This window comes from Streptomyces virginiae (assembly GCF_000720455.1).
Classification (GTDB): domain Bacteria; phylum Actinomycetota; class Actinomycetes; order Streptomycetales; family Streptomycetaceae; genus Streptomyces; species Streptomyces virginiae.
The window spans coordinates 14,567-35,165 of the sequence record NZ_JOAK01000024.1 but is presented as its reverse complement, the minus strand read 5'-3'; the positions used below and the strand labels follow the sequence as shown (position 1 = coordinate 35,165).

At 71.0% G+C, this 20,599-nt stretch carries 20 protein-coding genes; 10 read left to right on the top strand and 10 right to left on the bottom strand.

Translation table 11 applies throughout. The annotated features are described in order from the left end of the window. Nucleotides 1-64 precede the first annotated feature (64 nt). Complete coding sequence (locus IG86_RS0128790; RefSeq protein WP_045936306.1) at nucleotides 65-1,882, bottom strand: bifunctional metallophosphatase/5'-nucleotidase; 1,818 nt, start codon at nucleotides 1,880-1,882, stop codon at nucleotides 65-67. Between the two features lie 170 nt (nucleotides 1,883-2,052). Between IG86_RS0128790 and mshD the strand changes: the two genes are divergently transcribed. The 7 genes from mshD to pstB all read left to right on the top strand — a co-directional run bounded on the left by mshD (nucleotide 2,053) and on the right by pstB (nucleotide 10,900). After that, a complete protein-coding gene (gene mshD, locus IG86_RS0128785; protein WP_030823174.1) occupies nucleotides 2,053-2,979 on the top strand; it encodes a mycothiol synthase in 927 nt (308 codons plus the stop codon). A 240-nt stretch (nucleotides 2,980-3,219) separates the two neighbouring features. Next, on the top strand, nucleotides 3,220-5,544 hold the full coding sequence (locus IG86_RS0128780; protein WP_030823172.1) for an RNA degradosome polyphosphate kinase: 2,325 nt from the start codon (nucleotides 3,220-3,222) through the stop codon (nucleotides 5,542-5,544). Then, nucleotides 5,525-6,493: a CHAD domain-containing protein gene (locus tag IG86_RS0128775; RefSeq protein WP_030823169.1), complete on the top strand. Its 969-nt coding sequence runs from the start codon at nucleotides 5,525-5,527 to the stop codon at nucleotides 6,491-6,493. The genes IG86_RS0128780 and IG86_RS0128775 overlap by 20 nt, the downstream gene beginning before the upstream one ends. A 250-nt stretch (nucleotides 6,494-6,743) precedes the next feature. Then, complete coding sequence (pstS, locus tag IG86_RS0128770; protein ID WP_030823166.1) at nucleotides 6,744-7,880, top strand: phosphate ABC transporter substrate-binding protein PstS; 1,137 nt, start codon at nucleotides 6,744-6,746, stop codon at nucleotides 7,878-7,880. Nucleotides 7,881-8,021: 141 nt separating this feature from the next. Next, the gene (gene pstC / locus IG86_RS0128765) at nucleotides 8,022-9,011 is read left to right on the top strand and encodes a phosphate ABC transporter permease subunit PstC (RefSeq protein WP_030823163.1); all 990 of its coding nucleotides are present in this window, start codon (nucleotides 8,022-8,024) and stop codon (nucleotides 9,009-9,011) included. Next, nucleotides 9,011-10,093, top strand: coding sequence for a phosphate ABC transporter permease PstA (gene pstA, locus IG86_RS0128760; RefSeq protein WP_030900744.1), 1,083 nt, complete (start codon nucleotides 9,011-9,013; stop codon nucleotides 10,091-10,093). The genes pstC and pstA overlap by 1 nt, the downstream gene beginning before the upstream one ends. 30 nt (nucleotides 10,094-10,123) lie before the next feature. Further along, a complete protein-coding gene (gene pstB, locus IG86_RS0128755; protein WP_030823157.1) occupies nucleotides 10,124-10,900 on the top strand; it encodes a phosphate ABC transporter ATP-binding protein PstB in 777 nt (258 codons plus the stop codon). Between the two features lie 160 nt (nucleotides 10,901-11,060). Here pstB and IG86_RS0128750 read toward each other — a convergent pair whose 3' ends face one another. Continuing rightward, nucleotides 11,061-12,059, bottom strand: a complete 999-nt coding sequence (locus tag IG86_RS0128750; RefSeq protein ID WP_030823153.1) for an inorganic phosphate transporter — start codon at nucleotides 12,057-12,059, stop codon at nucleotides 11,061-11,063. A 5-nt stretch (nucleotides 12,060-12,064) separates the two neighbouring features. Then, the gene (locus IG86_RS0128745; RefSeq protein WP_028797706.1) at nucleotides 12,065-12,685 is read right to left on the bottom strand and encodes a DUF47 domain-containing protein; all 621 of its coding nucleotides are present in this window, start codon (nucleotides 12,683-12,685) and stop codon (nucleotides 12,065-12,067) included. A gap of 198 nt (nucleotides 12,686-12,883) precedes the next feature. On the opposite strand from IG86_RS0128745, the gene IG86_RS0128740 reads away from it, so the two are divergent. Continuing rightward, the gene (locus IG86_RS0128740; RefSeq protein WP_030823148.1) at nucleotides 12,884-13,246 is read left to right on the top strand and encodes a metal-sensitive transcriptional regulator; all 363 of its coding nucleotides are present in this window, start codon (nucleotides 12,884-12,886) and stop codon (nucleotides 13,244-13,246) included. A 55-nt stretch (nucleotides 13,247-13,301) separates the two neighbouring features. Here IG86_RS0128740 and IG86_RS43725 read toward each other — a convergent pair whose 3' ends face one another. Further along, nucleotides 13,302-13,448, bottom strand: coding sequence for a hypothetical protein (locus tag IG86_RS43725; RefSeq protein WP_167751170.1), 147 nt, complete (start codon nucleotides 13,446-13,448; stop codon nucleotides 13,302-13,304). Between the two features lie 175 nt (nucleotides 13,449-13,623). Continuing rightward, nucleotides 13,624-14,460 carry an SCO4651 family lipoprotein gene (locus IG86_RS0128730; protein WP_030900738.1) on the bottom strand — a complete coding sequence of 279 codons (837 nt, stop codon included), beginning with the start codon at nucleotides 14,458-14,460 and terminating at the stop codon, nucleotides 13,624-13,626. Between the two features lie 132 nt (nucleotides 14,461-14,592). On the opposite strand from IG86_RS0128730, the gene IG86_RS39210 reads away from it, so the two are divergent. Both IG86_RS39210 and IG86_RS0128720 read left to right on the top strand, forming a co-directional pair. After that, nucleotides 14,593-14,838 (top strand): hypothetical protein, encoded by a 246-nt coding sequence (locus tag IG86_RS39210; protein WP_037848454.1) that lies wholly within the window; start codon nucleotides 14,593-14,595, stop codon nucleotides 14,836-14,838. 63 nt (nucleotides 14,839-14,901) lie between these two features. Further along, nucleotides 14,902-15,129, top strand: a complete 228-nt coding sequence (locus IG86_RS0128720; RefSeq protein ID WP_030823142.1) for a hypothetical protein — start codon at nucleotides 14,902-14,904, stop codon at nucleotides 15,127-15,129. Between the two features lie 135 nt (nucleotides 15,130-15,264). On the opposite strand, the gene IG86_RS0128710 is transcribed toward IG86_RS0128720, so the two are convergent. From IG86_RS0128710 to IG86_RS0128690, 5 genes are all read right to left on the bottom strand, one after another. Further along, nucleotides 15,265-15,993 (bottom strand): phosphatase PAP2 family protein, encoded by a 729-nt coding sequence (locus IG86_RS0128710; RefSeq protein ID WP_030900733.1) that lies wholly within the window; start codon nucleotides 15,991-15,993, stop codon nucleotides 15,265-15,267. Nucleotides 15,994-16,197: 204 nt separating this feature from the next. Next, entirely contained in the window at nucleotides 16,198-17,205 is a 1,008-nt protein-coding gene (locus IG86_RS0128705; RefSeq protein ID WP_030823136.1) for a C40 family peptidase, read from the bottom strand. Between the two features lie 85 nt (nucleotides 17,206-17,290). Then, nucleotides 17,291-19,006, bottom strand: coding sequence for a serine/threonine-protein kinase (locus IG86_RS0128700; RefSeq protein ID WP_030823133.1), 1,716 nt, complete (start codon nucleotides 19,004-19,006; stop codon nucleotides 17,291-17,293). 83 nt (nucleotides 19,007-19,089) lie between these two features. Further along, a complete protein-coding gene (locus IG86_RS0128695; protein ID WP_030823130.1) occupies nucleotides 19,090-19,893 on the bottom strand; it encodes a thioesterase family protein in 804 nt (267 codons plus the stop codon). 51 nt (nucleotides 19,894-19,944) lie between these two features. Beyond that, nucleotides 19,945-20,553 carry a LysE family translocator gene (locus IG86_RS0128690; protein WP_030823127.1) on the bottom strand — a complete coding sequence of 203 codons (609 nt, stop codon included), beginning with the start codon at nucleotides 20,551-20,553 and terminating at the stop codon, nucleotides 19,945-19,947. Nucleotides 20,554-20,599: the final 46 nt, after the last annotated feature.

Below are 20,599 nucleotides of genomic sequence, written 5' to 3'. Positions count from 1 at the left end.
AAAACGCCGGAGGGGCGGCGGGCCGACAGGCCCACCGCCCCTCCGGGCACGCTGTGCGCGGGTGTTACTTGATGACGGTGATCCGGTTCGCCGCCGGCGGGGCGATCGGCGCGGACGCCGAGGAGTTCTTCGTCAGGTAGGCGTTGAAGCAGTCCAGGTCGGACGCGCCGACCAGCTTGTTCTTGTGCTCCTTCAGGACGGTGAAGCCGTCACCGCCGCCCGCGAGGAACTCGTTCATCGCGACCCGGTAGGTCTTGGCGGGGTCGATCGCGACACCGTTCAGCTTGACCGAGTCCACGACGATGCGGTCGGCGCCCGCCTTCGTCATGTCGAGGGTGTAGGTGAAGCCCTTCGACACCTGCAGGATCTTCGGGCTCGGCCCGTTGACCGGCCCGCTGACCTGCTGCTGGAGCGCGGTGATCAGCTGCGCGCCGGTCAGGTCCACGACGTTCATCATGTTGGTGAACGGCTGGACCGTGAAGGACTCGCCGTAGGTCACCACGCCGTCGCCCTCGGCGCCCGAGGCCTTGTAGGCGAGGTCCGAGCGGATGCCGCCCGGGTTCATGACGGCCAGCTGCGCGCCGCCCTTGTCCGCCGGGGCGAGCGCCTCCAGCTGGGCGTCGGCGATCAGGTCGCCGAGCGGCTTCTCGTGCTCCGCCGAGCCGCGGCCCGGGATGTCCGCCGAGATGAAGCCCTGCGGGCGGTTGGCGATCGGGGCCGCCAGGGCGTTCCAGCGACCGATCAGCTCGGTCATGTCCGGGGCCTTGGGCTGGTCCCGGGTGACGACCTTGTTGACCGGCTTGGGCGAGGTGACCGGCGTACGGACGATGTCCTTGGTCTGCCGGTCGTAGGTCAGCGTGGTGTCCGTGAACAGCCGGCCGATCGAGGCCGCCGAGGTCACCGCGCGCGGGTTGCCCGCCGGGTCGGGGATGTTGCAGGCGTAGGCCTGGTGGGTGTGGCCCGTGACCAGCGCGTCGACCTTGGCGTCGACGTTCTTGGCGATGTCCACGATCGCGCCCGAGATGCCGGCGCCGGCACCCGGGACGTCACAGTCGTAGTTGTACGCGCCGTTCGCGGGCAGACCGCCCTCGTGGATCAGCGCGACGATCGACTTCACGCCCTGCTTGTTCAGCTCGGCGGCGTACTTGTTGATCGTCTCGATCTCGTCGCCGAACTTGAGGCCCTTGACACCCTCGGCGGTCACGACGTCCGGAGTGCCCTCCAGGGTGACGCCGATGAAGCCGATCTTCACGTCGCCCTTCTTCCACACGTAGGTGGGCGACATCAGGGGGCGCTTGGTCTTCTCGTCCGTGACGTTCGCGGCGAGGTACTGGAAGGTGGAGCCCGTGAACTCCTTGCCGAACTCGTAGCAGCCCTCGACCGGGTGGCAGCCGCCGTACGCCATGCGGCGCAGCTCGGTCTTGCCCTCGTCGAACTCGTGGTTGCCGACGCTGGAGACGTTCAGGCCCAGCTTGTTCAGCGCCTCGATGCTCGGCTCGTCGTGGAAGAGCCCGGACAGCATCGGGCTGCCGCCGATCATGTCGCCGGCAGCCGCGGTGACGGAGTACTCGTGGCCCTTGCGGGCCTCGCGCAGGCTGGTCGCGAGGTACTCGACCCCGCCCGCGGGTATGGCCTTGGTGGTGCCGTCGGCCTGACGTTCGGTCACGGTGCCGGAGGAGCCCTGCGGGGGCTCCAGGGTGCCGTGGAAGTCGTTGAACGACAGCATTTGCACATCGACGGTCCGGCTCTTGGCCGCACCGCCACCACTCGCGGCACCGGCCGGCAGTGCGGCCGCGACCATCGCTCCGGCCCCGGCCGTGACGGCGAGGGCGGCGAAGGTCAACCGGCGGTTTCGGCGGTGCCGTTGTGGCGTCGCTGACATTTAGTCCCCTTTGTGGACAGCGATACTGCTTGGGAGGTCCGCCGAAGCCTATGGTCAACGCGCGTAGCTCTACCAGGGGGTAACGGGTATCGCGTTGGTTACGCGCAGAAGAAGGACCGACCCCGCGCCCGCACTCCACCCGGCGGCCGGGACGGTCGTAGGCTCGTTCCATGACTGACGCAAGCGCGGCCCTGGAGCCGGGACGGCAGATTCAGACCCTCGACGAGCTGACGGGGAAACAGGCCGACGCCGTCCTCGACCTGATCGAGGACGCGGCGCGCACGGACGGCACCACCGCCGTGTCCGAACAGGGAAGGCTCCAGCTGCGCGGAGGACCGCGCCCGGGGATCCGGCACTTCCTGCTCACCGACGGCGGCCGGCTCGCCGCGTACGGGCAACTGGAGGACACCGACCCGGTGGAGGCGCCGGCCGCCGAACTCGTCGTGCACCCCGCCCTGCGCGGCCGCGGCCACGGTCGCGCCATGGGGATGGCCCTGCTGGCCGCCTCCGGCAAGCGGCTTCGGGTATGGGCCCACGGCGGCAAGTCCGCCGCCCGGCACCTCGCCCAGGTGCTCGGCCTGACCCTCTTCCGCGAGCTGCGCCAGCTGCGCCGGCCCCTCGCCGAGGGGGCCCCGCTGCCGGACCCGGCGCTCCCGCCGGGCGTGACCGTACGGACCTTCCAGCCCGGCACCGACGACGCGGCCTGGCTCGCGGCGAACGCCGCCGCCTTCGCCCACCACCCCGAGCAGGGCTCGCTCACCCAGCGCGACCTCGACGACCGGATCGCGCAGCCGTGGTTCGACGCCAAAGGCTTCTTCCTCGCCGAGCGCGACGGCGAGCTCGTCGGCTTCCACTGGACGAAGGTCCACGCGGCGGACCAGCTGGGCGAGGTCTACGTGGTCGGCGTACTCCCCGGAGCCCAGGGCGGCGGCCTCGGCAAGGCCCTCACCGCGATCGGCCTCCAGCACCTGGCGGCCCAGGGCCTGCCGACGGCCATGCTCTACGTCGACGCCGACAACCCGGCGGCCCTCAACGTCTACGAGGGCCTCGGCTTCACCACCCACGAGGTCGACCTGATGTACCGCACGGAAAGCTGACCCCGCCTTCGGCCCCGCCGGCACTTGAGGCGCGGGGGCCCGGGGGCGGCGCCCCCGGCAACCGCGCCGCACCCGCGCCCCCCGGGAGGGACTCGTGCGCCAGCCGGAGCCGGGAAGCCATGCGCCATTAACCGGGCATTCAGAAGCGCTTGCGACTCTCCCCCAATGCAGCCCCGACTCCGACTGACGGCCGACACGTCCGACGCGCCTGTCCTGCCGCTTGCGCGGAAGAATGGAGTCATGAGCCACAAGCCCAGCGCCGGTCCCACCGAGGTCCCCGCCCAGCACCCGTCCCACACGTCCGCGTCCGCCGCCGACAAGGCCGGAAAAGCCACTGGCAAGGACACCGGCAAGGACACCGGCAAAGCCGCCGACCAGGCACCCGGCGCCGCGGCCCACGCACGCATAGGCTCCATCGCCGCGCACCGCCCGCACGTCGATTTCGACCCCGATCTCGACGCCGACCTGGACGCCTACGACGACAAGGACGGCGGGGAGCTCCCCCCGAACCGCTTCCTCGACCGTGAGCGCAGCTGGCTCGCCTTCAACGAGCGGGTGCTGGAGCTCGCCGAGGACCCGACGACCCCGCTCCTGGAGCGCGCCAACTTCCTGGCGATCTTCGCGAGCAACCTCGACGAGTTCTTCATGGTCCGCGTGGCCGGCCTCAAACGGCGCATCGCGACGGGCGTCGCCACCCGATCGGCCTCCGGCCTGCAGCCCCGCGAGGTGCTGGACCTCATCTGGACGCGCTCGCGCGAGCTCATGGCCCGCCACGCCGCCTGCTTCCAGCAGGACATCTCCCCGGCACTCGCCGAGGAGGGCGTCCACCTGATCCGCTGGCCCGATCTCACGGAGAAGGAGCAGGCCCGCCTCTTCACGCTGTTCCGGAACCAGATCTTCCCGGTGCTGACCCCGCTGGCCGTGGACCCCGCGCACCCCTTCCCGTACATCTCCGGCCTCTCCCTCAACCTGGCCGTGGTCGTGCGCAACCCCGTCAGCGGCCACCGCCACTTCGCCCGCGTCAAGGTGCCGCCGATCCTCTCCCGCTTCCTGGAGGCCTCCCCGCAGCGCTACGTCCCGCTGGAGGACGTCATCGCCGCCCACCTGGAGGAGCTGTTCCCGGGCATGGAGGTGCTCGCGCACCACATGTTCCGCGTGACCCGCAACGAGGACCTGGAGGTGGAGGAGGACGACGCCGAGAACCTCCTCCAGGCCCTGGAGAAGGAGCTCATGCGGCGCCGTTTCGGCCCGCCCGTGCGCCTGGAGGTCGAGGAGTCCATCGACCCGGGCGTCCTGGACCTCCTCGTGCAGGAGCTGAACGTCAACGCCTCCGAGGTGTACCCGCTGCCCGGGCCGCTGGACCTGACCGCCCTCTTCGGGATCGCCTCCCTGGACCGGCCCGAGCTGAAGTACCCGAAGTTCGTCGCCGGCACCCACCGCGACCTGGCCGAGGTCGAGTCCGCGCACGCGCCCGACATCTTCGCCGCCCTGCGCGAGCGCGACGTCCTGCTGCACCACCCGTACGACTCCTTCTCCACCTCGGTGCAGAGGTTCCTGGAGCAGGCCGCCGCCGACCCGGACGTCCTCGCCATCAAGCAGACGCTCTACCGCACCTCCGGCGACTCCCCGATCGTGGACGCCCTGATCGACGCCGCCGAATCCGGCAAGCAGGTCCTCGTCCTCGTCGAGATCAAGGCCCGCTTCGACGAGCAGGCCAACATCAAGTGGGCGCGCAAGCTGGAAGAGGCCGGCTGCCACGTCGTCTACGGGCTCGTCGGCCTCAAGACGCACTGCAAGCTGTCGCTCGTCGTCCGCCAGGAGGGCGACCAGCTGCGCCGCTACGCCCACGTCGGCACCGGCAACTACCACCCCAAGACCGCCCGCCTGTACGAGGACCTCGGCCTGCTCACGGCCGACCCGCAGGTCGGCGCGGATCTCTCCGACCTGTTCAACCGGCTGTCCGGCTACTCGCGACGCGAGACCTACCGCCGGCTGATGGTCGCTCCCCGCTCGCTGCGGGACGGCCTGATCGCGCGGATCGACAAGGAGGCCGCCCACCACAGGGCCGGCCGCCCCGCGTACGTGCGCCTCAAGATGAACTCGATCGTCGACGAGGCCCTCATCGACTCGCTCTACCGGGCCTCCCAGGCGGGAGTGCCCGTCGACATCTGGGTGCGCGGCATCTGCGCCGTCCGCCCAGGGGTCCCCGGACTCTCGGACAACATCCGGGTCCGCTCGATCCTCGGCCGCTTCCTCGAACACTCCCGGGTCTTCGCCTTCGGCAACGGCGGCGAGCCCGAGGTGTGGATCGGCAGCGCCGACATGATGCACCGCAACCTCGACCGCCGTATCGAGGCACTGGTCAGGGTCGCCGACCCGGCCCACCGCGCGGCACTGGACCGGATGCTGGAAACCGGGATGTCCGACGCCACCTCCTCCTGGCACCTGGGCCCGGACGGCGAATGGACCCGGCACAGCACCGACGCGGACGGCCAGCCGCTGCGGCACGTACAGGAGACGCTCATAGACGCCCGGAGGCGCCGGCGTGGCTCAGCCAAACCATGACCCGATCACGGCGACGGCGGACGCAGGTGACGTGCTCGGCGCGTACCTGCGCTCCCAGGCCACGGCCTTCCTGCGGGGCCTGCGCCTGCACGAGGAGAGCGGGGCCGACGCCGCGGAGAGCGGCGTCGCGGCGCGCAGCCTGCGGGGGGCCGCGCGCCGCATCAGCGGATCACTGGCCACCTTCCGGGTGGTGACCGAGTCCTCCTGGGCCGACGGGCTGCGCACCGAGCTGGTCTGGCTGTCCTCGACCCTGGCCGACGAGCACGCCTACGCCGCCCGGCTGGCCCGGCTCATGGACGCGCTGCACCGGCTGTCGGGGTCCCCGGAGCTTCCGGCGCCGCGCGGCTCGGCCGGTGCGCTGACGGTGGGCTCGGCGCGCGCGGGCGCACTGCTGGACCGCCAGCTGACCCTGGCCCGTACGCGCGCCCACTCGGCAACCCTCCAGGCGCTCGGCTCGTCCCGCTTCCACGCGGTGGCGGACGCGGTGGCGGTGCTCGCCTCCGAGGTCCCGCTCGACGCCGTCGCGGCCCGCGGACGGGTGGGGGAGGTCCTCGTGCCCCTCGCGGCCGTGGCCGAAACCCGACTGTCGGCCGCGGTCTCGGCGCTGCCGCCGGTCGGCGGCTGCGAGGCGGCGCCGAGCCCGTACGACGCGGACCACGACGGCCTCTGGCACGAGGTACGCCGCCTCCTGCGGGTCCACCGCTACGCGCGGGAGGTCCTCGGTGAGGACGTGACCCGCCCGGCGGCCGCGGGCGAGGCCCTGGACCGCCACCGGGACGCCGCCGAGGCCGCCGCCGCCTCCGCCACGGCCGCCCGCACCCCCCGCATCGCCCCGGCGACGGCCTACGCCCTGGGCGTCCTGCACGCCGACCAGCGCCACGAGGTCGAGGCGGCGCGGGCCGAATTCCAGCACCTGTGGCTGCGGGAGCCCGCGGTCACACCACGGTAACGGCGGGATAACGGATGATGGCGACCGTGTGCGGACACTCCGGAACGCACCGGGTCGTCCGCCACGGTTCACCGTCCGTTCACTCGGGCCGGTCGGCTGCTTCACCTGTTCTGCCTAATTTCGGTCGTGCACGGAGACGGCTGCTCGCAGAGGGGCGGCCGGACCGCGCGACCCGACGTAGTAGTCCTCTTCGCACGCCGCCCGGTACGAACGGAAAGCGGCCGGCGGCTTCTGGAAGGAACACCCGAAAGTGAAGCTTCAGCGCAAGAACATGCTTCGTGCCTCCGCCCTCGGTGCGCTTGTCGTGTCCGGCGCCCTGGTCCTCACGGCGTGCGGCTCGGACGACAACACCAAGACCGGCGACGGCGCCACCAAGGCCGCCGCTCCGGCCGCCGGCGACATCAAGTGCGAGGGCGCCAAGGGCAAGCTGCTCGCCTCCGGCTCCTCCGCGCAGAAGAACGCGGTCGACCTGTGGGTGAAGAACTACATGGCCGCCTGCTCCGGCGTCGAGGTCAACTACAAGTCCTCCTCCTCCGGTGAGGGCATCGTCGCGTTCAACCAGGGCACCGTCGGCTTCGCCGGCTCCGACTCGGCGCTGAAGCCGGAGCAGGTCGAGGAGTCGAAGAAGATCTGCACCGGCGGCCAGGGCATCGACCTGCCCATGGTCGGCGGCCCGATCGCCCTCGGTTTCAACGTCGCGGGCGTGGACAAGCTGAACCTTGACGCCGCCACGATCGCCAACATCTTCAACGACAAGATCAAGAAGTGGGACGACGAGGCGATCAAGAAGCTGAACCCCGGCGTCACGCTCCCCTCCACCGCGATCCAGCACTTCCACCGCTCCGAGGACTCGGGCACCACCGAGAACCTCGGCAAGTACCTCAAGGCCACCGCCGGTGACGCGTGGCCGTACGAGGCCGCGAAGAAGTGGCCGGCCCCGGGCGGCCTCGGCGCCTCCGGCTCCTCCGGTGTCGCGACCCAGGTCAAGCAGGTCGACGGCGCCATCGGCTACTTCGAGCTCTCCTACGCCAGCGCCCAGGGCATCAAGACGGTCGACCTGAACACGGGTGCCGCCGCCCCGGTCAAGGCCACCGGCGAGAACGCCTCCAAGGCCATCGCCGCCGCCAAGATCGCCGGCACCGGCTCGGACCTGGCCCTCAAGCTCGACTACACCACCAAGGCCGAGGGCGCCTACCCGATCGTCCTGGTCACCTACGAGGTCGTCTGCGACAAGGGCAACAAGGCGGAGACCCTGCCCACCGTCAAGTCCTTCCTGAACTACACCGCGTCCGACGCGGGCCAGAAGGTCCTCCTGGAGAACGGCTACGCGCCGATCCCGGCCGAGATCAACGCCAAGGTCCGCGAGGTCGTCAACTCGCTGAGCTAGTCCTGAGCTCCGGGGCCCGGTCCGCCTCCTCCCCCCGTCCGGGGACGGGGCGGGCCGGCCCCGGGGACCCTTCCCCTCCACCCGGGGGAATCCGGTGCACCGCCGCCAGGGGGCCTGCCCCCCACACAGACCGGAAAGACCATGGCTTCCACCACACCCACCCAGATAGACACGGCTCCGCCTGTCTCCACGAGCAAGAGGTCCACCGGCCGCGCCGGTGACAAGATCTTCGCGGGGCTCTCCAAGGGCTCCGGCATCCTGCTCCTGGTGATCATGGCGTCGATCGCCGTCTTCCTCACCTACCGCGCCTCGATCGCACTGTCGAAGAACGAGGGGAACTTCCTCACCACCTTCGACTGGAACGCGTCGGCCAACCCGCCCGTCTTCGGCATCGCCGTCCTGCTCTTCGGCACCGTCGTCAGCTCGATCATCGCGATGGTCATCGCGGTTCCGATCGCCGTCGGCATCGCCCTCTTCATCTCGCACTACGCGCCGCGCAGGCTCGCCGCCCCCATCGCGTACGTGGTCGACCTGCTGGCCGCCGTGCCGTCGATCATCTACGGCATCTGGGGCGCCCTCTTCCTCGTCCCGCAGCTGGCGGGCCTGAACCTCTGGCTCGACGAGTACCTGGGCTGGACCTACGTCTTCGACAAGACCCAGGTCGGCGTGGCGCGTTCGCTCTTCACCGTCGGCATCCTGCTCGCGATCATGATCCTGCCGATCGTGACCAGCGTCAGCCGCGAGGTCTTCCTCCAGGTCCCGCGCATGAACGAGGAGGCCGCCCTGGCCCTCGGCGCGACCCGCTGGGAGGTCATCCGGATGTCCGTGCTGCCCTTCGGCCGCTCCGGCGTCATCTCCGCCTCGATGCTCGGCCTCGGCCGCGCGCTCGGCGAGACCATGGCCGTCGCCACCGTCCTCTCGCCGAGCTTCCTGATCTCCGGCCACATCCTCGACCCCGGCGGCGGCACGTTCGCGCAGAACATCGCCGCGAAGTTCGACGAGGCCAACGAGTTCGGCCGGGACGCGCTGATCGCCTCCGGTCTGGTCCTCTTCCTGCTCACCCTGCTGGTCAACGGTGCAGCTCGCCTGATCATCGCTCGCCGCAAGGACTTCTCGGGGGCGAACGCCTGATGAGCCACGCACTCCAGGACCAGCGGCCCTCCCGGGCCCCCCGGTCCGCCGCTCCCACCAGCCTCACCCGAGGCGGCCTGCCCCGCTGGGCCCCGGCCGGCATCGCGGTCCTCTCGATCGCCCTCGGCAGCGGCATCGGCGTCGTCTTCGACCTCCACAGCAAGATCCAGTGGGGTCTGATCGCGGCCATCCTGTTCGTCGTGATCACGTACACCGCCAGCGCGGTGGTCGAGAACCGCCGCCAGGCCAAGGACCGCATCGCGACCTCCGTCGTGTGGGTCTCCTTCGTCCTCGCGGTCATCCCGCTGCTCTCGCTGATCTGGACCACGATCAGCCGCGGCATCGAGGTCTTCAGCGCCGACTTCCTCAGCCACTCGATGAACGGCGTGACCAGCTTCGAGGAGGGCGGCGGCGTCTACCACGCGCTGCTCGGCACCATCGAGCAGATCGCCCTGGCCACCCTGATCGCGGCCCCGATCGGCCTGTTGACCGCCGTCTACCTGGTCGAGTACGGCAAGGGCACGCTCGCCAAGGCCGTGACCTTCTTCGTCGACGTCATGACCGGCATCCCCTCCATCGTCGCGGGCCTGTTCATCCTGACGACCTGGAACCTGGCGCTCGGCTTCGGACCCTCCGGCTTCGCCGGCGCGATGGCCCTGTCGATCCTGATGATGCCCGTCGTGGTCCGCTCCACCGAGGAGATGCTCAAGCTCGTCCCGAACGAGCTGCGCGAGGCCGCCCTGGCCCTCGGTGTGCCGAAGTGGCGCGTGATCCTCAAGGTCGTCCTCCCCACCGCCATCGGCGGCATCGCCACCGGTCTGATGCTGGCCGTCGCCCGCATCGCCGGTGAGACCGCCCCGATCATGCTGCTGGTCTTCGGCACCCAGCTGATCAACGGCAACCCCTTCGAAGGCGCCCAGTCCTCGCTCCCGCTCTACATTTGGGAGCAGTACAAGGTCGGCAGTGACGCCTCCTACGACCGGGCATGGGCCGCAGCGCTCGTCCTGATCGCCTTCGTCATGATCCTCAATCTGGTGGCCCGCGGCATCGCCCGCTGGAAGGCCCCGAAGACCGGTCGCTGACGCGACTGTATGAAAGCGAAGTGACCCCTCATGGCGAAGCGAATCGACGTCAGCGGACTGTCCGCCTTCTACGGCAGCCACAAGGCCATCGACGACATCTCGATGACCGTTGAACCCCGCTCGGTGACCGCCTTCATCGGTCCCTCCGGCTGCGGCAAGTCCACCTTCCTGCGCACCCTCAACCGCATGCACGAGGTCACCCCCGGCGGCCGCGTCGAGGGCAAGGTCATGCTGGACGACGAGAACCTCTACGGCGCCGGCGTGGACCCCGTCGCGGTACGCCGCACGGTCGGCATGGTCTTCCAGCGCCCGAACCCCTTCCCCACCATGTCGATCTTCGACAACGTGGCGGCGGGCCTGCGGCTGAACGGCAACTTCAAGAAGTCCGAGCTCGGCGACATCGTCGAGAGGTCCCTGCAGGGCGCCAACCTCTGGAACGAGGTCAAGGACCGCCTGAACAAGCCCGGCTCGGGCCTCTCCGGCGGCCAGCAGCAGCGTCTGTGCATCGCCCGCGCCATCGCGGTCGAGCCCCAGGTCCTGCTGATGGACGAGCCCTGCTCGGCCCTGGACCCGATCTCCACCCTGGCGATCGAGGACCTGATCGGCGAGCTGAAGGAGCGCTTCACGATCGTCATCGTGACGCACAACATGCAGCAGGCCGCCCGCGTCTCCGACCGGACCGCCTTCTTCAACCTCTCGGCGGTCGGCCAGCCCGGCAAGCTCATCGAGATCGACGACACGGACCGGATCTTCTCCAACCCGTCCGTGCAGGCGACCGAGGACTACATCTCGGGCCGCTTCGGCTAGAGCGAGATGTGCGAGACGTCCCGCGGTGCTGCATGGCGGTGCCACCGCGGGACGGAAGAAAGAAAGAGGGCCGGCTCCCCCTGGGTGGGGGGAGCCGGCCCGCTTTCGTGTCCGTACGACCGGACTTAGGGGTGCCCGGCGGATCAGGGCCGGACACCCCCTAGCCGAAGGCCAGGTTCACGATCCAGAAGCTGACCGCCGCGACCAGCGCCGCGGCCGGCATGGTGATGAACCAGCCCAGGATGATGTTCTTGGCGACGCCCCAGCGCACCGCGTTCACGCGCTTCGTCGCACCCACGCCCATGATCGCCGAGGTGATCACGTGGGTGGTGGAGATCGGCGCGTGGAAGAGGTAGGCGGAGCCGAACATGATCGAGGCGCCGGTGGTCTCCGCCGCGAAGCCCTGCGGCGGGTCCAGCTCGATGATCTTGCGGCCGAGCGTACGCATGATGCGCCAGCCGCCCGCGTACGTACCCAGCGACAGCATCACGGCACACACGATCTTGACCCAGACCGGGATCGGGTCGTCGGCGGTCTGGACGTCCGCGATGACCAGCGCCATCACGACGATGCCCATCGTCTTCTGCGCGTCCTGGAGGCCGTGGCCGAGCGCCATGGCCGCGGCCGAGACGGTCTGCGCGATACGGAAGCCGTGCTTGGCCTTGTGCGGGTTGGCGCGGCGGAACATCCACAGGATGACCACCATCACCAGGAACCCGGCGATCAGGCCGACGACCGGCGAGGCGAACATCGGGATGACGACCTTGTCGACCACGCCCGACCAGATGACCTCCGTGCCGCCGGCCAGCGCCGCACCCACCATGCCGCCGAAGAGGGCGTGCGAGGAGGACGAGGGCAGACCGAAGTACCAGGTGATCAGGTTCCAGACGATCGCGCCGACCAGCGCCGCGAAGAGGATCCACATGCCCGTGGACCCCGTGGGCGTCTCGATCAGGCCGCTGCTGACCGTCTTGGCCACCCCGCTGCCCAGGAACGCGCCTGCGAGGTTCATCACGGCCGCCATCGCGAGCGCCGCACGCGGGGTCAGGGCCCGCGTGGAGACGGACGTCGCGATCGCGTTCGCGGAGTCGTGAAAACCGTTCGTATACGTGAAACCGAGCGCGACGCCGATGGTCACGACCAGTGCGAAGGTGTCCACGAGGTTCAGGACTCCTTGACCGCGATGGTCTCCACCGTGTTCGCGACGTGCTCGAACGCGTCGGCCGCCTCTTCGAGCACGTCGACGATCTGCTTGAGCTTCAGCACCTCGATGGCGTCGTACTTGCCGTTGAACAGGTGCGCGAGCAGCTTGCGGTGGATCTGGTCGGCCTGGTTCTCAAGGCGGTTGACCTCGATCCAGTACTCGGTGAGGTTGTCCATCGTCCGCAGGTGCGGCATCGCCTCGGCGGTCAGCTCCGCCGCCCGCGCCAGCACCTCGATCTGCTGCTCGACGCCCTTGGGGAGCTCCTCGACGTTGTAGAGGACGACGAGGTCGACGGCCTCCTCCATGAAGTCCATGATGTCGTCGAGCGACGACGCCAGGGAGTAGATGTCCTCGCGGTCGAACGGCGTGATGAAGGAGGAGTTCAGCTGGTGGAAGATCGCGTGTGTCGCGTCGTCCCCCGCGTGCTCCGCCGCCCGCATCCGTTCCGCGATCTCGGCCCGGGCGGACGAGTCCGCTCCGAGCAGTTCCATCAGGAGCTTGGAGCCCGTGACGATGTTGTCCGCGGATGCGGCGAACATGTCGTAGAAGCTCGTCTCCCTGGGGGTCAGACGAAATCGCACGTGAGGTCCTCGGGGTGCATTGGATTCGGTCAGGCTGATGCTAGGCGCATCCCCCGGCCACGGCTAACCGACGGTTCCCCAGTGTCCTCCATCAGGCAGAGTGAGGAACACGGGCCCCTGCTCCTCGGGCGCGAGCCCGGTATCCTATACCCATGAGGGGTATCCATCCCCCTCGCTCGTTCGACCACGGGAGGACGTATGACGACCATCGAGGCGGAGGGCACCGGAGCCGGAACCGGCACGGCGGCCACCCCCGGCACCTCCCACGACGGCGGGGCCGTCCACGGCTACCACCACCAGAAGGACGAGCACCTCAAGCGGCTGCGCCGGATCGAGGGCCAGATCCGCGGCCTGCAGCGGCTCGTCGACGAGGACGTCTACTGCATCGACATACTCACCCAGGTCTCGGCGAGCACGAAGGCGCTGCAGTCCTTCGCACTCCAGCTGCTGGAGGAGCACCTGCGCCACTGCGTCGCCGACGCGGCGGTCAAGGGCGGCGCCGAGATCGACGCCAAGGTCGAGGAGGCCACCAAGGCCATCGCGCGGCTCCTGCGCACCTGAGCCGCCCGGCCCCGCCCGCCGGCGGCGGGCGGGAGCAACCGGCTGCGGGCGGGAGCTACCGGCCCAGCAGGACTTCGTCGATGCGGTCCAGGCTCAGACGTTCCTCGGCGGCCGCGGACGCGGCGATGATCAGCTCACCGCACAGTTCGATCTCGGCGAGCGCCACGTGGTCCTGCACCGTCGTACCGCCTGCGGGAGTCACGCGTGTCACCTCAATCTGCCACCGGCCACCGGCCGTCGTCGGTCATGCCGCACCACTTGCCGGCGCCCGGCTTCTCAGCGTAGGGAGGACGCCCCTCCCCCCGCATGACACGGATGGACCATTTCCGGATACCCGGCCATGGCCCGATCGCGCCGCTCCCGGCCCGCCCGCCCCGCTAGTCGGCGATCTTTCCGGCGTAAATGTCCCCGCTCGCGGGCAATACGACGGTCACCGGCGTCCCGAATCCGTACAGCAGCGTGGTCGACGACACATCGATCACGCCATTGTTGACGTAGGTGAAGCGGTGCCTGACCTTCCGCAGCCGCCCCTCCTCGTCCAGGTAGGCGTCGAAGGGCACCGTGTCCTTGCTGAACCCTTTCGCCGCGGCCTGCAGCGCACCGCGCATCTCCGCCGACGCGCTCCCGGCGGCCCGCCCGATGTCGGTGGTCCCCCGGTAGTGCCGCACCTTGGTGCCCGCCACCTCGGTCTCCCCCACGTACGTCACCCCCTGCGCGGCCCGCAGCAGCTCGGCCGCGATCAGCGGGTCGGTTGCCCCGCCGGTGACCAGGTTCCCGTCGGCGAGGGTCGTGGTGTCGACGCGCACCCACTTGTCGGCGGGGACGCCCGCGCCGCGGTTCTTCATGTAGAGCGCGCCGGGCACGAGGAGCTCGGTGATGGGCCGGTGCTCGTCCTCGCCCTTCACGTCGGCCGGGAGCAGCACCAGGAGCTGCCCCATCCGCTTCTTGAAGTCGACGCCGCCCTCGCCGCGGATGGTGACCCGGGTCCCGCCGGTCGCCATCTCCATGGCCGTACGGGCCCGGGCGCTGCCCGTGCGCGCCAGGGCGTCCGCGGCGCCGCGTACCGCCGCCGAGGCCTCCGCCGGGGACCGGTCGTCGCTTCCGCCGCCGCCGGCGGCGCACCCGCCCGTCGCCGTGACCGCCAGGGTGACTCCGGCGGCGAGCACCACCTCAGCCGCGCGCCCGCGCAGCCGCCTGTGCCGGTGAACCACCATCGCCTGCCAACCCCCAACGCATGACCGCTGTTTGCCCGAGGCCCCCACCCGCTCCGCTTAACGAGGCCCCGGGTTTCCCGTCACGGGGGCACGCCTTGCCCGCCCCCCGAGTGCCCCGGGTACCGTGGAGAAGTGGAACCGCACATCGACGCGACCCCGGTCCCTCCGCTGGACGCCGTACCGCCCCCGCGGCCGCAGCCACAGCCGCCGACCGCCCACACCACATCCACCGCCGACCGCGGATCCTTCTGCCTGGCCGTCTGCTCCTGCGGCTGGAAGGGCCCGGCCCGCCGCTCCCGCGACCTGGCCCGCAAGGACGCCACCGGCCACCAGGCCCTGCAGACCGCGGAGACCACGCAGACCCCGGACACCCCCTAGGACGTCTCGCCCGTTCGGACGGCCCGGCTGGCCGGGGGCCGCCGCAGCGGATGCCCTTGACTCATGCCAGGTTCCGCAGCCCGTCTCGCGGCCCTCCTCTGGGCCCTGCTCCTCGTGTTCGCCCCGGCCGCCGCGGCCGCCGCGGCCTGGGCCAGACCCGTGGGCTCGGCGGACGGTCCCGCCGACGTGGCCCTGGCGATCGGGCTCACCTCCGCCGCCGCCGTGGCCACCGGCCTGTGGCTGCGCTCCCGCTACCGCCGCGAGGGCGACACCGACGCGGGCGAGCAGTGACGCCCCGGCCCCGCCCGCGGGCGGTCCTGGTGTGCTTCGGGGTGGCCGCGCTGTGCCTGCTGACGGCCGCGCTGCTCGCCGTATGGGACTCGTACGGGACGGGCTGACCAGCCTCAGGGGCCCGCAGGCGCCCCGTCAGGCGGCGAGGTCGCTGTCCTGCGTGCGCCGGCCCGCCGGCGGCGTCCGGGGCTGCGCGAGGCCGACCGGCAGGGGCCGCGCCCGCTCCCCGGCCCGTACGAGCCGGCCGAAGCGCGGGGAGGCGGCGACCGCCCGGACGAGCGGGTTCAGCAGTGCCAGCGCGAGCGGTGCGAGGACGAGGGCGACGGCGGTGCCGAGCGCGAGGCCGCCGATCACGTCGGTGGGGTAGTGGACGCCCATGTAGACGCGGCAGAGGCCTTCGAGCAGGGCCAGCCCGATCCCCGCGAGGCCGAGCTTGCGGTGGGCGACGAACAGCCCCACGCCCAGGGCCATCGCGACGGTGGTGTGGCCGCTGACGAAGGAGTACTCGGTGTTCCCGAGCCCCACTCCCCAGCCCGGGTCGAGGACCTGCAGCCCCTCGTGCTGGCGGAACGGCCGCTGACGCCCGACCAATTCACGCAGCGGTACGTTCACGAGCAGGGCCAGGCCGGCGGCGAGGGGGGCCCACACGAGCGCGGTGAAGGTCTCGGCGGCGGCGGTCTCGTCCTGCCTCCGGGCGCCGCGCCAGCACCACAGCACCAGGAGCACCAGGGCCAACAGGATCCCGTACTCACCGGCCAGGCTCACCGCCGTGTCCAGCCACGACGGGGCGCGCCGGGCCGCTCCGTTGACCTCGTACAGCAGGCTGACATCCACGTTCGGCCCACCTGTTGTGAGTCCAGCCATGGTGACGCGGCCCCTTGCTCTTGCCGTGGTTCCCCTGCGGGCGCACCCGGGTGTGCGCCCCTTCGACACCCACTTGATCAACCCCCGCGTTCATGGAACGCCCGTTCTGACGACCGCGTTCCACTCTCCACCGAATGATCACGGCAACGTTATCGAAGAGTGACTGGTCGTCGCAGCTCAGGGCCTTTGCATCACGGAGAGTTGCTAAGCCGGCCCGCCGACCGCCGACCGCTCCGGAAGGGCCTCCGCCCCGTCCTTCGTCACGCGGGTCGCTCCGAAGTAGTCGGGAGTGTCGATCTTGTCGAAGCGGATGACCGCCCCCGTGTAAGGGGCGTTGATCATGTATCCGCCGCCCACGTAGAGCCCGACGTGCCGGATCTCCCGGGAGTTCGTCAGATCATCGGAGAAGAACACCAGGTCTCCGGGGAGGAGTTCGTCACGCGAGGGGTGCGGACCGGCGTTGTACTGGTCGTTGGCCACGCGCGGCAGCTGGATCCCGACCGTCTCGTACGCCGCCTTGGTCAGCCCCGAACAGTCGAACCGCCCGCCCTGGTCGGGCGTACCGTTGCCGCCCCACAGGTACGGCGTGCCCAGCTGCTTCTGCGCGAAGTAGATCGCCCCGGCGGCCTGTTGCGAGGGCGCCACCCGGCCCACGGGCCGCGCGAAGCTCTTCGCCAGCGTCGTGATCGCCTTCACGTACCCCTGGGTCTCCTTGTACGGCGGCACTCCCCCGTACTTGATGACCGCGTAGGCGCCGGCGTTGTAGGCGGCCAGCATGTTCGACGTCGCGTCACCGGGCACGCTCCGCACGTCCCTGGCCAGCTCGCAGTCGTACGAAGCGGCCGAGGGGATCGCGTCGTTCGGGTCCCAGATGTCCCGGTCCCCGTCCCCGTCCCCGTCGATGCCGTGACCGGCCCAGGTGCCCGGGATGAACTGGGCGATGCCCCGCGCGTCCGCCGGACTGACGGCGCTCGGGTTCCAGCCGCTCTCGGAGTACAGCTGCGCGGCCAGCATCGGCGGGCTGATGGCCGGGCAGAGGTTGCCCCACTTCTCCACCAGCGCCTGGTACTTCGCGGGCACGGCCCCCTTGGTCAGGCCCACGGCACGGCCGCCGGCACCCGCTCCCACGAGCCCCGCCGCCGCCGAGTACGTCCCCACGACGAGGAGCGCCACGAAGGTCAGACACAGCCCGATCCCGATCCCGCCGGCCATCCAGAATCTGCGCACCCGTCAACCCTCCCCCATGCCCGTCGCTTTCACGTGCGAATCGCCCGTGTCGCCGGAGCCGCTACTCCACTTACTCCACCCGGAAGCCCGTGCAGTGGATGCTCGCGTACTTCGTAGGGTCATCCTCGACGTGGTAGAAGACCAGCGTCCAGTCCCCCGGGTCGTTGGCCAGGGGCACGCCGGGGTACGTCTTGCCGTTCACGTGCTCCGCGAAGTCGTCCGGATACGTGAGCGTCAGGTATTCGCCCGTCTTCCACTTGCCGTAGAGGTCGACGGGCTTGCTGGTGAAGCCCACGGCCCGGTTGTCCATCGGGAACGGCCGTCCGGTCTGCGGGTCGAGGTCGTGCGGGGCCCTGACCGCCACCGACACGTAGTACGGATCGGGTTTGGTCGGGCTGTTCTCCGCGTACTTGACGCGCATGCTGATCTTCACGGACTTGCCCGAAACCTCGGCGCCCGCCTGGAAGTCCGCACCCGGCGGCTTCTGCTCCGTCCCCAGGTTGCATGCGCCGGTGCCGTGCGCCGCGCGCTCCGGGTCGGTGGAAGGCAGCCAGAAGTAGTGCGAGATCTGGTTGCCCTCGATGTACTCGGCCGGCGGCTTGGCGGCGCTCGCGGACGGGGAGGGCGCGGGGCCGACGCCTCCCCCGCCCGGGACTCGGGGAGACGCGCTCGCGGCACCCCCGGAGGCGTCCTCGCCCCGGCCCGCCCCACCGTCCTCCCCGCCGAACGGGGCCAGCTTCCAGGCGGCCAGCGACAGCGCCGCGGCCACCGCCACGGCCGCCACCCACACGCCCGTCCGCCCACGCCCCGCCGGGGGCGCGGCCGGGGGCGTAGCCGGGGGCGCAGCCGGGGTCGCGGCCGCAGCCGCGTGGCCGGTCGGCGTGTAGCCGTGGGGGAGACCCGGCCCCTGCGTCCGCATCTCGTGCACCGGTACGGCCTCGCCCAGCGCGCCCAGCCCCAGGTACACGGGATCGTCGACCAGCGCGTCCCGCACCCCGCACCGGGCGATGACCTCCGGCAGGGCGGGCCGGGCCGCCGGGTCCTTCGCCACGCACGCCTCGATCAGCGCCGCCAGACCCGGCTCCACCCCGGCCACGTCGACCGGCTCGTGCACGGCCCGGTAGCTCACGCTCGTCGCGGCGCCCGTGCCGAACGGAGGCCGCCCGGTCGCCGCGTACGCGAGCGTCGCGCCCAGCGCGAAGACGTCCGCGGCGGCCCCCGCCTCGGCCCCGCGCAGCACCTCGGGCGCGGTGTACCCCGGCGTTCCGGGGGTCTGGCCGTCCTGGGTGAGGGCCGTCTCGCCCACGCCGCGCGCGATGCCGAAGTCGATGAGCTGCGGGCCCTGCGCGCCCAGGATGACGTTCTGCGGCTTCAGGTCCCGGTGCGTCACCCCGTACGCGTGGACGCTCGCCAGCCCCTCCGCGAGGGCCGCGAACAGCCGGCGGCAGGTGTCCGCGGGCAGACCGCCCCGCCGCGCCACGGCGTGACCGAGCGTGGGGCCCGCCACGTACTCCGTCGCCAGCCAGAACGGCGGCGCCGCCAGCGACGCGTCGATCAGGTTCGCCGTGTACGCCGACCGCACGGCGCGCACGGTCTCGGCCTCCCGCCGGAACCGGGTCAGGGCCTCGGGGTGGCCCGTGATCTCGTCCCGGATCACCTTGACCGCCACCAGGCGCCCGCCGGGCGAGCGCCCGAGGTACACCTGCCCCATTCCTCCGGCGCCGAGCCGGGCCAGCAGCGCGTGCGCCCCGATCCGGGCGGGGTCGACCTCTCTCAACGGCTCCATTGGCACGAGCCTGCCATACCGACTTGCGTGCCACGGCGCCGGGTTGAGAAGGAAAACGGCCGCGACCGCGGCGCCGGGAGCGCTTATGCGCGCGGCGCGACGTACAGGCTCTGCGCGCTCCGCCCGATCGGGCCCTTCTCGTCGTGGAGCTGCGCGTCCGCCAGGCCGATGCCGGCCGCGTCCACGCTCGTACGGGCCTGCACGCACGCCCACTCGCCCACCGGGTGGCGGTGCAGGTGGACGGTCAGGTCGCTGTTGATGAAGACGTACGCCCCGAAGTCCATCACCGCGCTGATCCCGTTGCCCGAGTCGGCGGCGATCAGCACCCGGTCCAGCGGCCTGGTCTCCTCCCCGGCGATCAGCGGCACCTTCATCCGCATCCAGCACGTGCCGGGGCCCGGTTCGACGAAGGCGCCCTCGGTGAACCGGGTCTCCATCGCCGAGTGGTAGCCGGTCTCCCACGGCACCGGGAAGAACGGCGTCACCTCCACCTCGCCCGGCGCCGGCAGCTGCGGCCCGCTCACCACGGCCGGTACCGACTCCTCGGCGACCCGGATCCGCAGGGCCCGCGCCAGCATCACGGGCGGCGCGCCCACCGGGCCGAGCGCCGCCTCGACCACCTCGGTGCTGCGCCCCGAGCGCAGCACGCCGGTGGTGACCTCCAGCTCGCCGATCGGCACCGGGCGCAGGATCTCGTAGGTGATCCGGGCGATCCGCATGTCCGCGCGCGCACCCGGCCGCTCCTCGACGGCCCGCCCCAGCAGCGCGGCCGGCGGACCGGCGTGCTGCGAGCCCGCGTCCCACGGCCCGCGCGTGTACTCGGTGGCCCGGAACCGCCCGGGACCGACCCGCTCGAAGAACCCCTCGCACCCCTCGGCAGTACCCATGACCGTCACGCTACCGACTGGTAACCACGTCCACCAGCCCTCCGCGAAGGGTCAGCGGGCGAACCCCAGCCCCACCCCCAGCCCCACCAGCACCGACCCGATGGCCCGGTTCAGCGTCTTCTGCGCCTTCAGCATCCGATCACGCAGACTGGAGACGGAGAAGAACACCGCCACCGCGCCGAACCACCCCAGGTGCGCCGCCGACATGAACAGCCCGTAGCCGGCCTGCTGCCACAGCGGCGTCCCCGGATCGACCACCTGCGTGAAGGTCGACACCACGAACAACGTCGTCTTCGGATTGAGCACGTTGGTCAGGAACCCCGACCGCATCGCCCCCAGCCGGGTCAGCTGCGGCTTCGACTCCAGGTCCACGGTCACCTCCGCCCGCGCCCGGAAGGTCCGTATCCCGATCCACACCAGATACGCCGCACCCGCCAGCTTGATCACGGTGAACAGCGCGGTGGAGGAGGCGATCAGCAGACCGACCCCCAGCATCGTGTACGAGACGTGGACCAGCACCCCGGCCGCGACCCCGGCTGCGGCGAACAGCCCCGTGGGCCGCCCGTAGAGATAGCTGTTGCGCACGACCATGGCGAAGTCCGCACCCGGACTGATCACGGCGAGCATGGTGATGACGGCGACTGCGATCACTTCTGTCATACGGCGATGCTCGCCGCCCCTCCCCTCTCGATCAACCCCCTTCCCG

Bases quoted from the DNA above. Each gene is read 5' to 3' on its own strand.
- IG86_RS0128700 (WP_030823133.1), bottom strand. From the start codon at position 19,006: ATGGAGCCGTTGAGAGAGGTCGACCCCGCCCGGATCGGGGCGCACGCG.
- IG86_RS0128730 (WP_030900738.1), bottom strand. From the start codon at position 14,460: ATGGTGGTTCACCGGCACAGGCGGCTGCGCGGGCGCGCGGCTGAGGTG.
- mshD (WP_030823174.1), top strand. From the start codon at position 2,053: ATGACTGACGCAAGCGCGGCCCTGGAGCCGGGACGGCAGATTCAGACC.
- IG86_RS0128720 (WP_030823142.1), top strand. From the start codon at position 14,902: ATGCCAGGTTCCGCAGCCCGTCTCGCGGCCCTCCTCTGGGCCCTGCTC.
- pstB (WP_030823157.1), top strand. From the start codon at position 10,124: ATGGCGAAGCGAATCGACGTCAGCGGACTGTCCGCCTTCTACGGCAGC.
- pstA (WP_030900744.1), top strand. From the start codon at position 9,011: ATGAGCCACGCACTCCAGGACCAGCGGCCCTCCCGGGCCCCCCGGTCC.
- IG86_RS0128705 (WP_030823136.1), bottom strand. From the start codon at position 17,205: ATGGCCGGCGGGATCGGGATCGGGCTGTGTCTGACCTTCGTGGCGCTC.
- IG86_RS0128695 (WP_030823130.1), bottom strand. From the start codon at position 19,893: ATGGGTACTGCCGAGGGGTGCGAGGGGTTCTTCGAGCGGGTCGGTCCC.
- IG86_RS0128780 (WP_030823172.1), top strand. From the start codon at position 3,220: ATGAGCCACAAGCCCAGCGCCGGTCCCACCGAGGTCCCCGCCCAGCAC.
- IG86_RS0128790 (WP_045936306.1), bottom strand. From the start codon at position 1,882: ATGTCAGCGACGCCACAACGGCACCGCCGAAACCGCCGGTTGACCTTC.
- pstC (WP_030823163.1), top strand. From the start codon at position 8,022: ATGGCTTCCACCACACCCACCCAGATAGACACGGCTCCGCCTGTCTCC.
- IG86_RS0128710 (WP_030900733.1), bottom strand. From the start codon at position 15,993: ATGGCTGGACTCACAACAGGTGGGCCGAACGTGGATGTCAGCCTGCTG.
- IG86_RS0128740 (WP_030823148.1), top strand. From the start codon at position 12,884: ATGACGACCATCGAGGCGGAGGGCACCGGAGCCGGAACCGGCACGGCG.
- IG86_RS0128690 (WP_030823127.1), bottom strand. From the start codon at position 20,553: ATGACAGAAGTGATCGCAGTCGCCGTCATCACCATGCTCGCCGTGATC.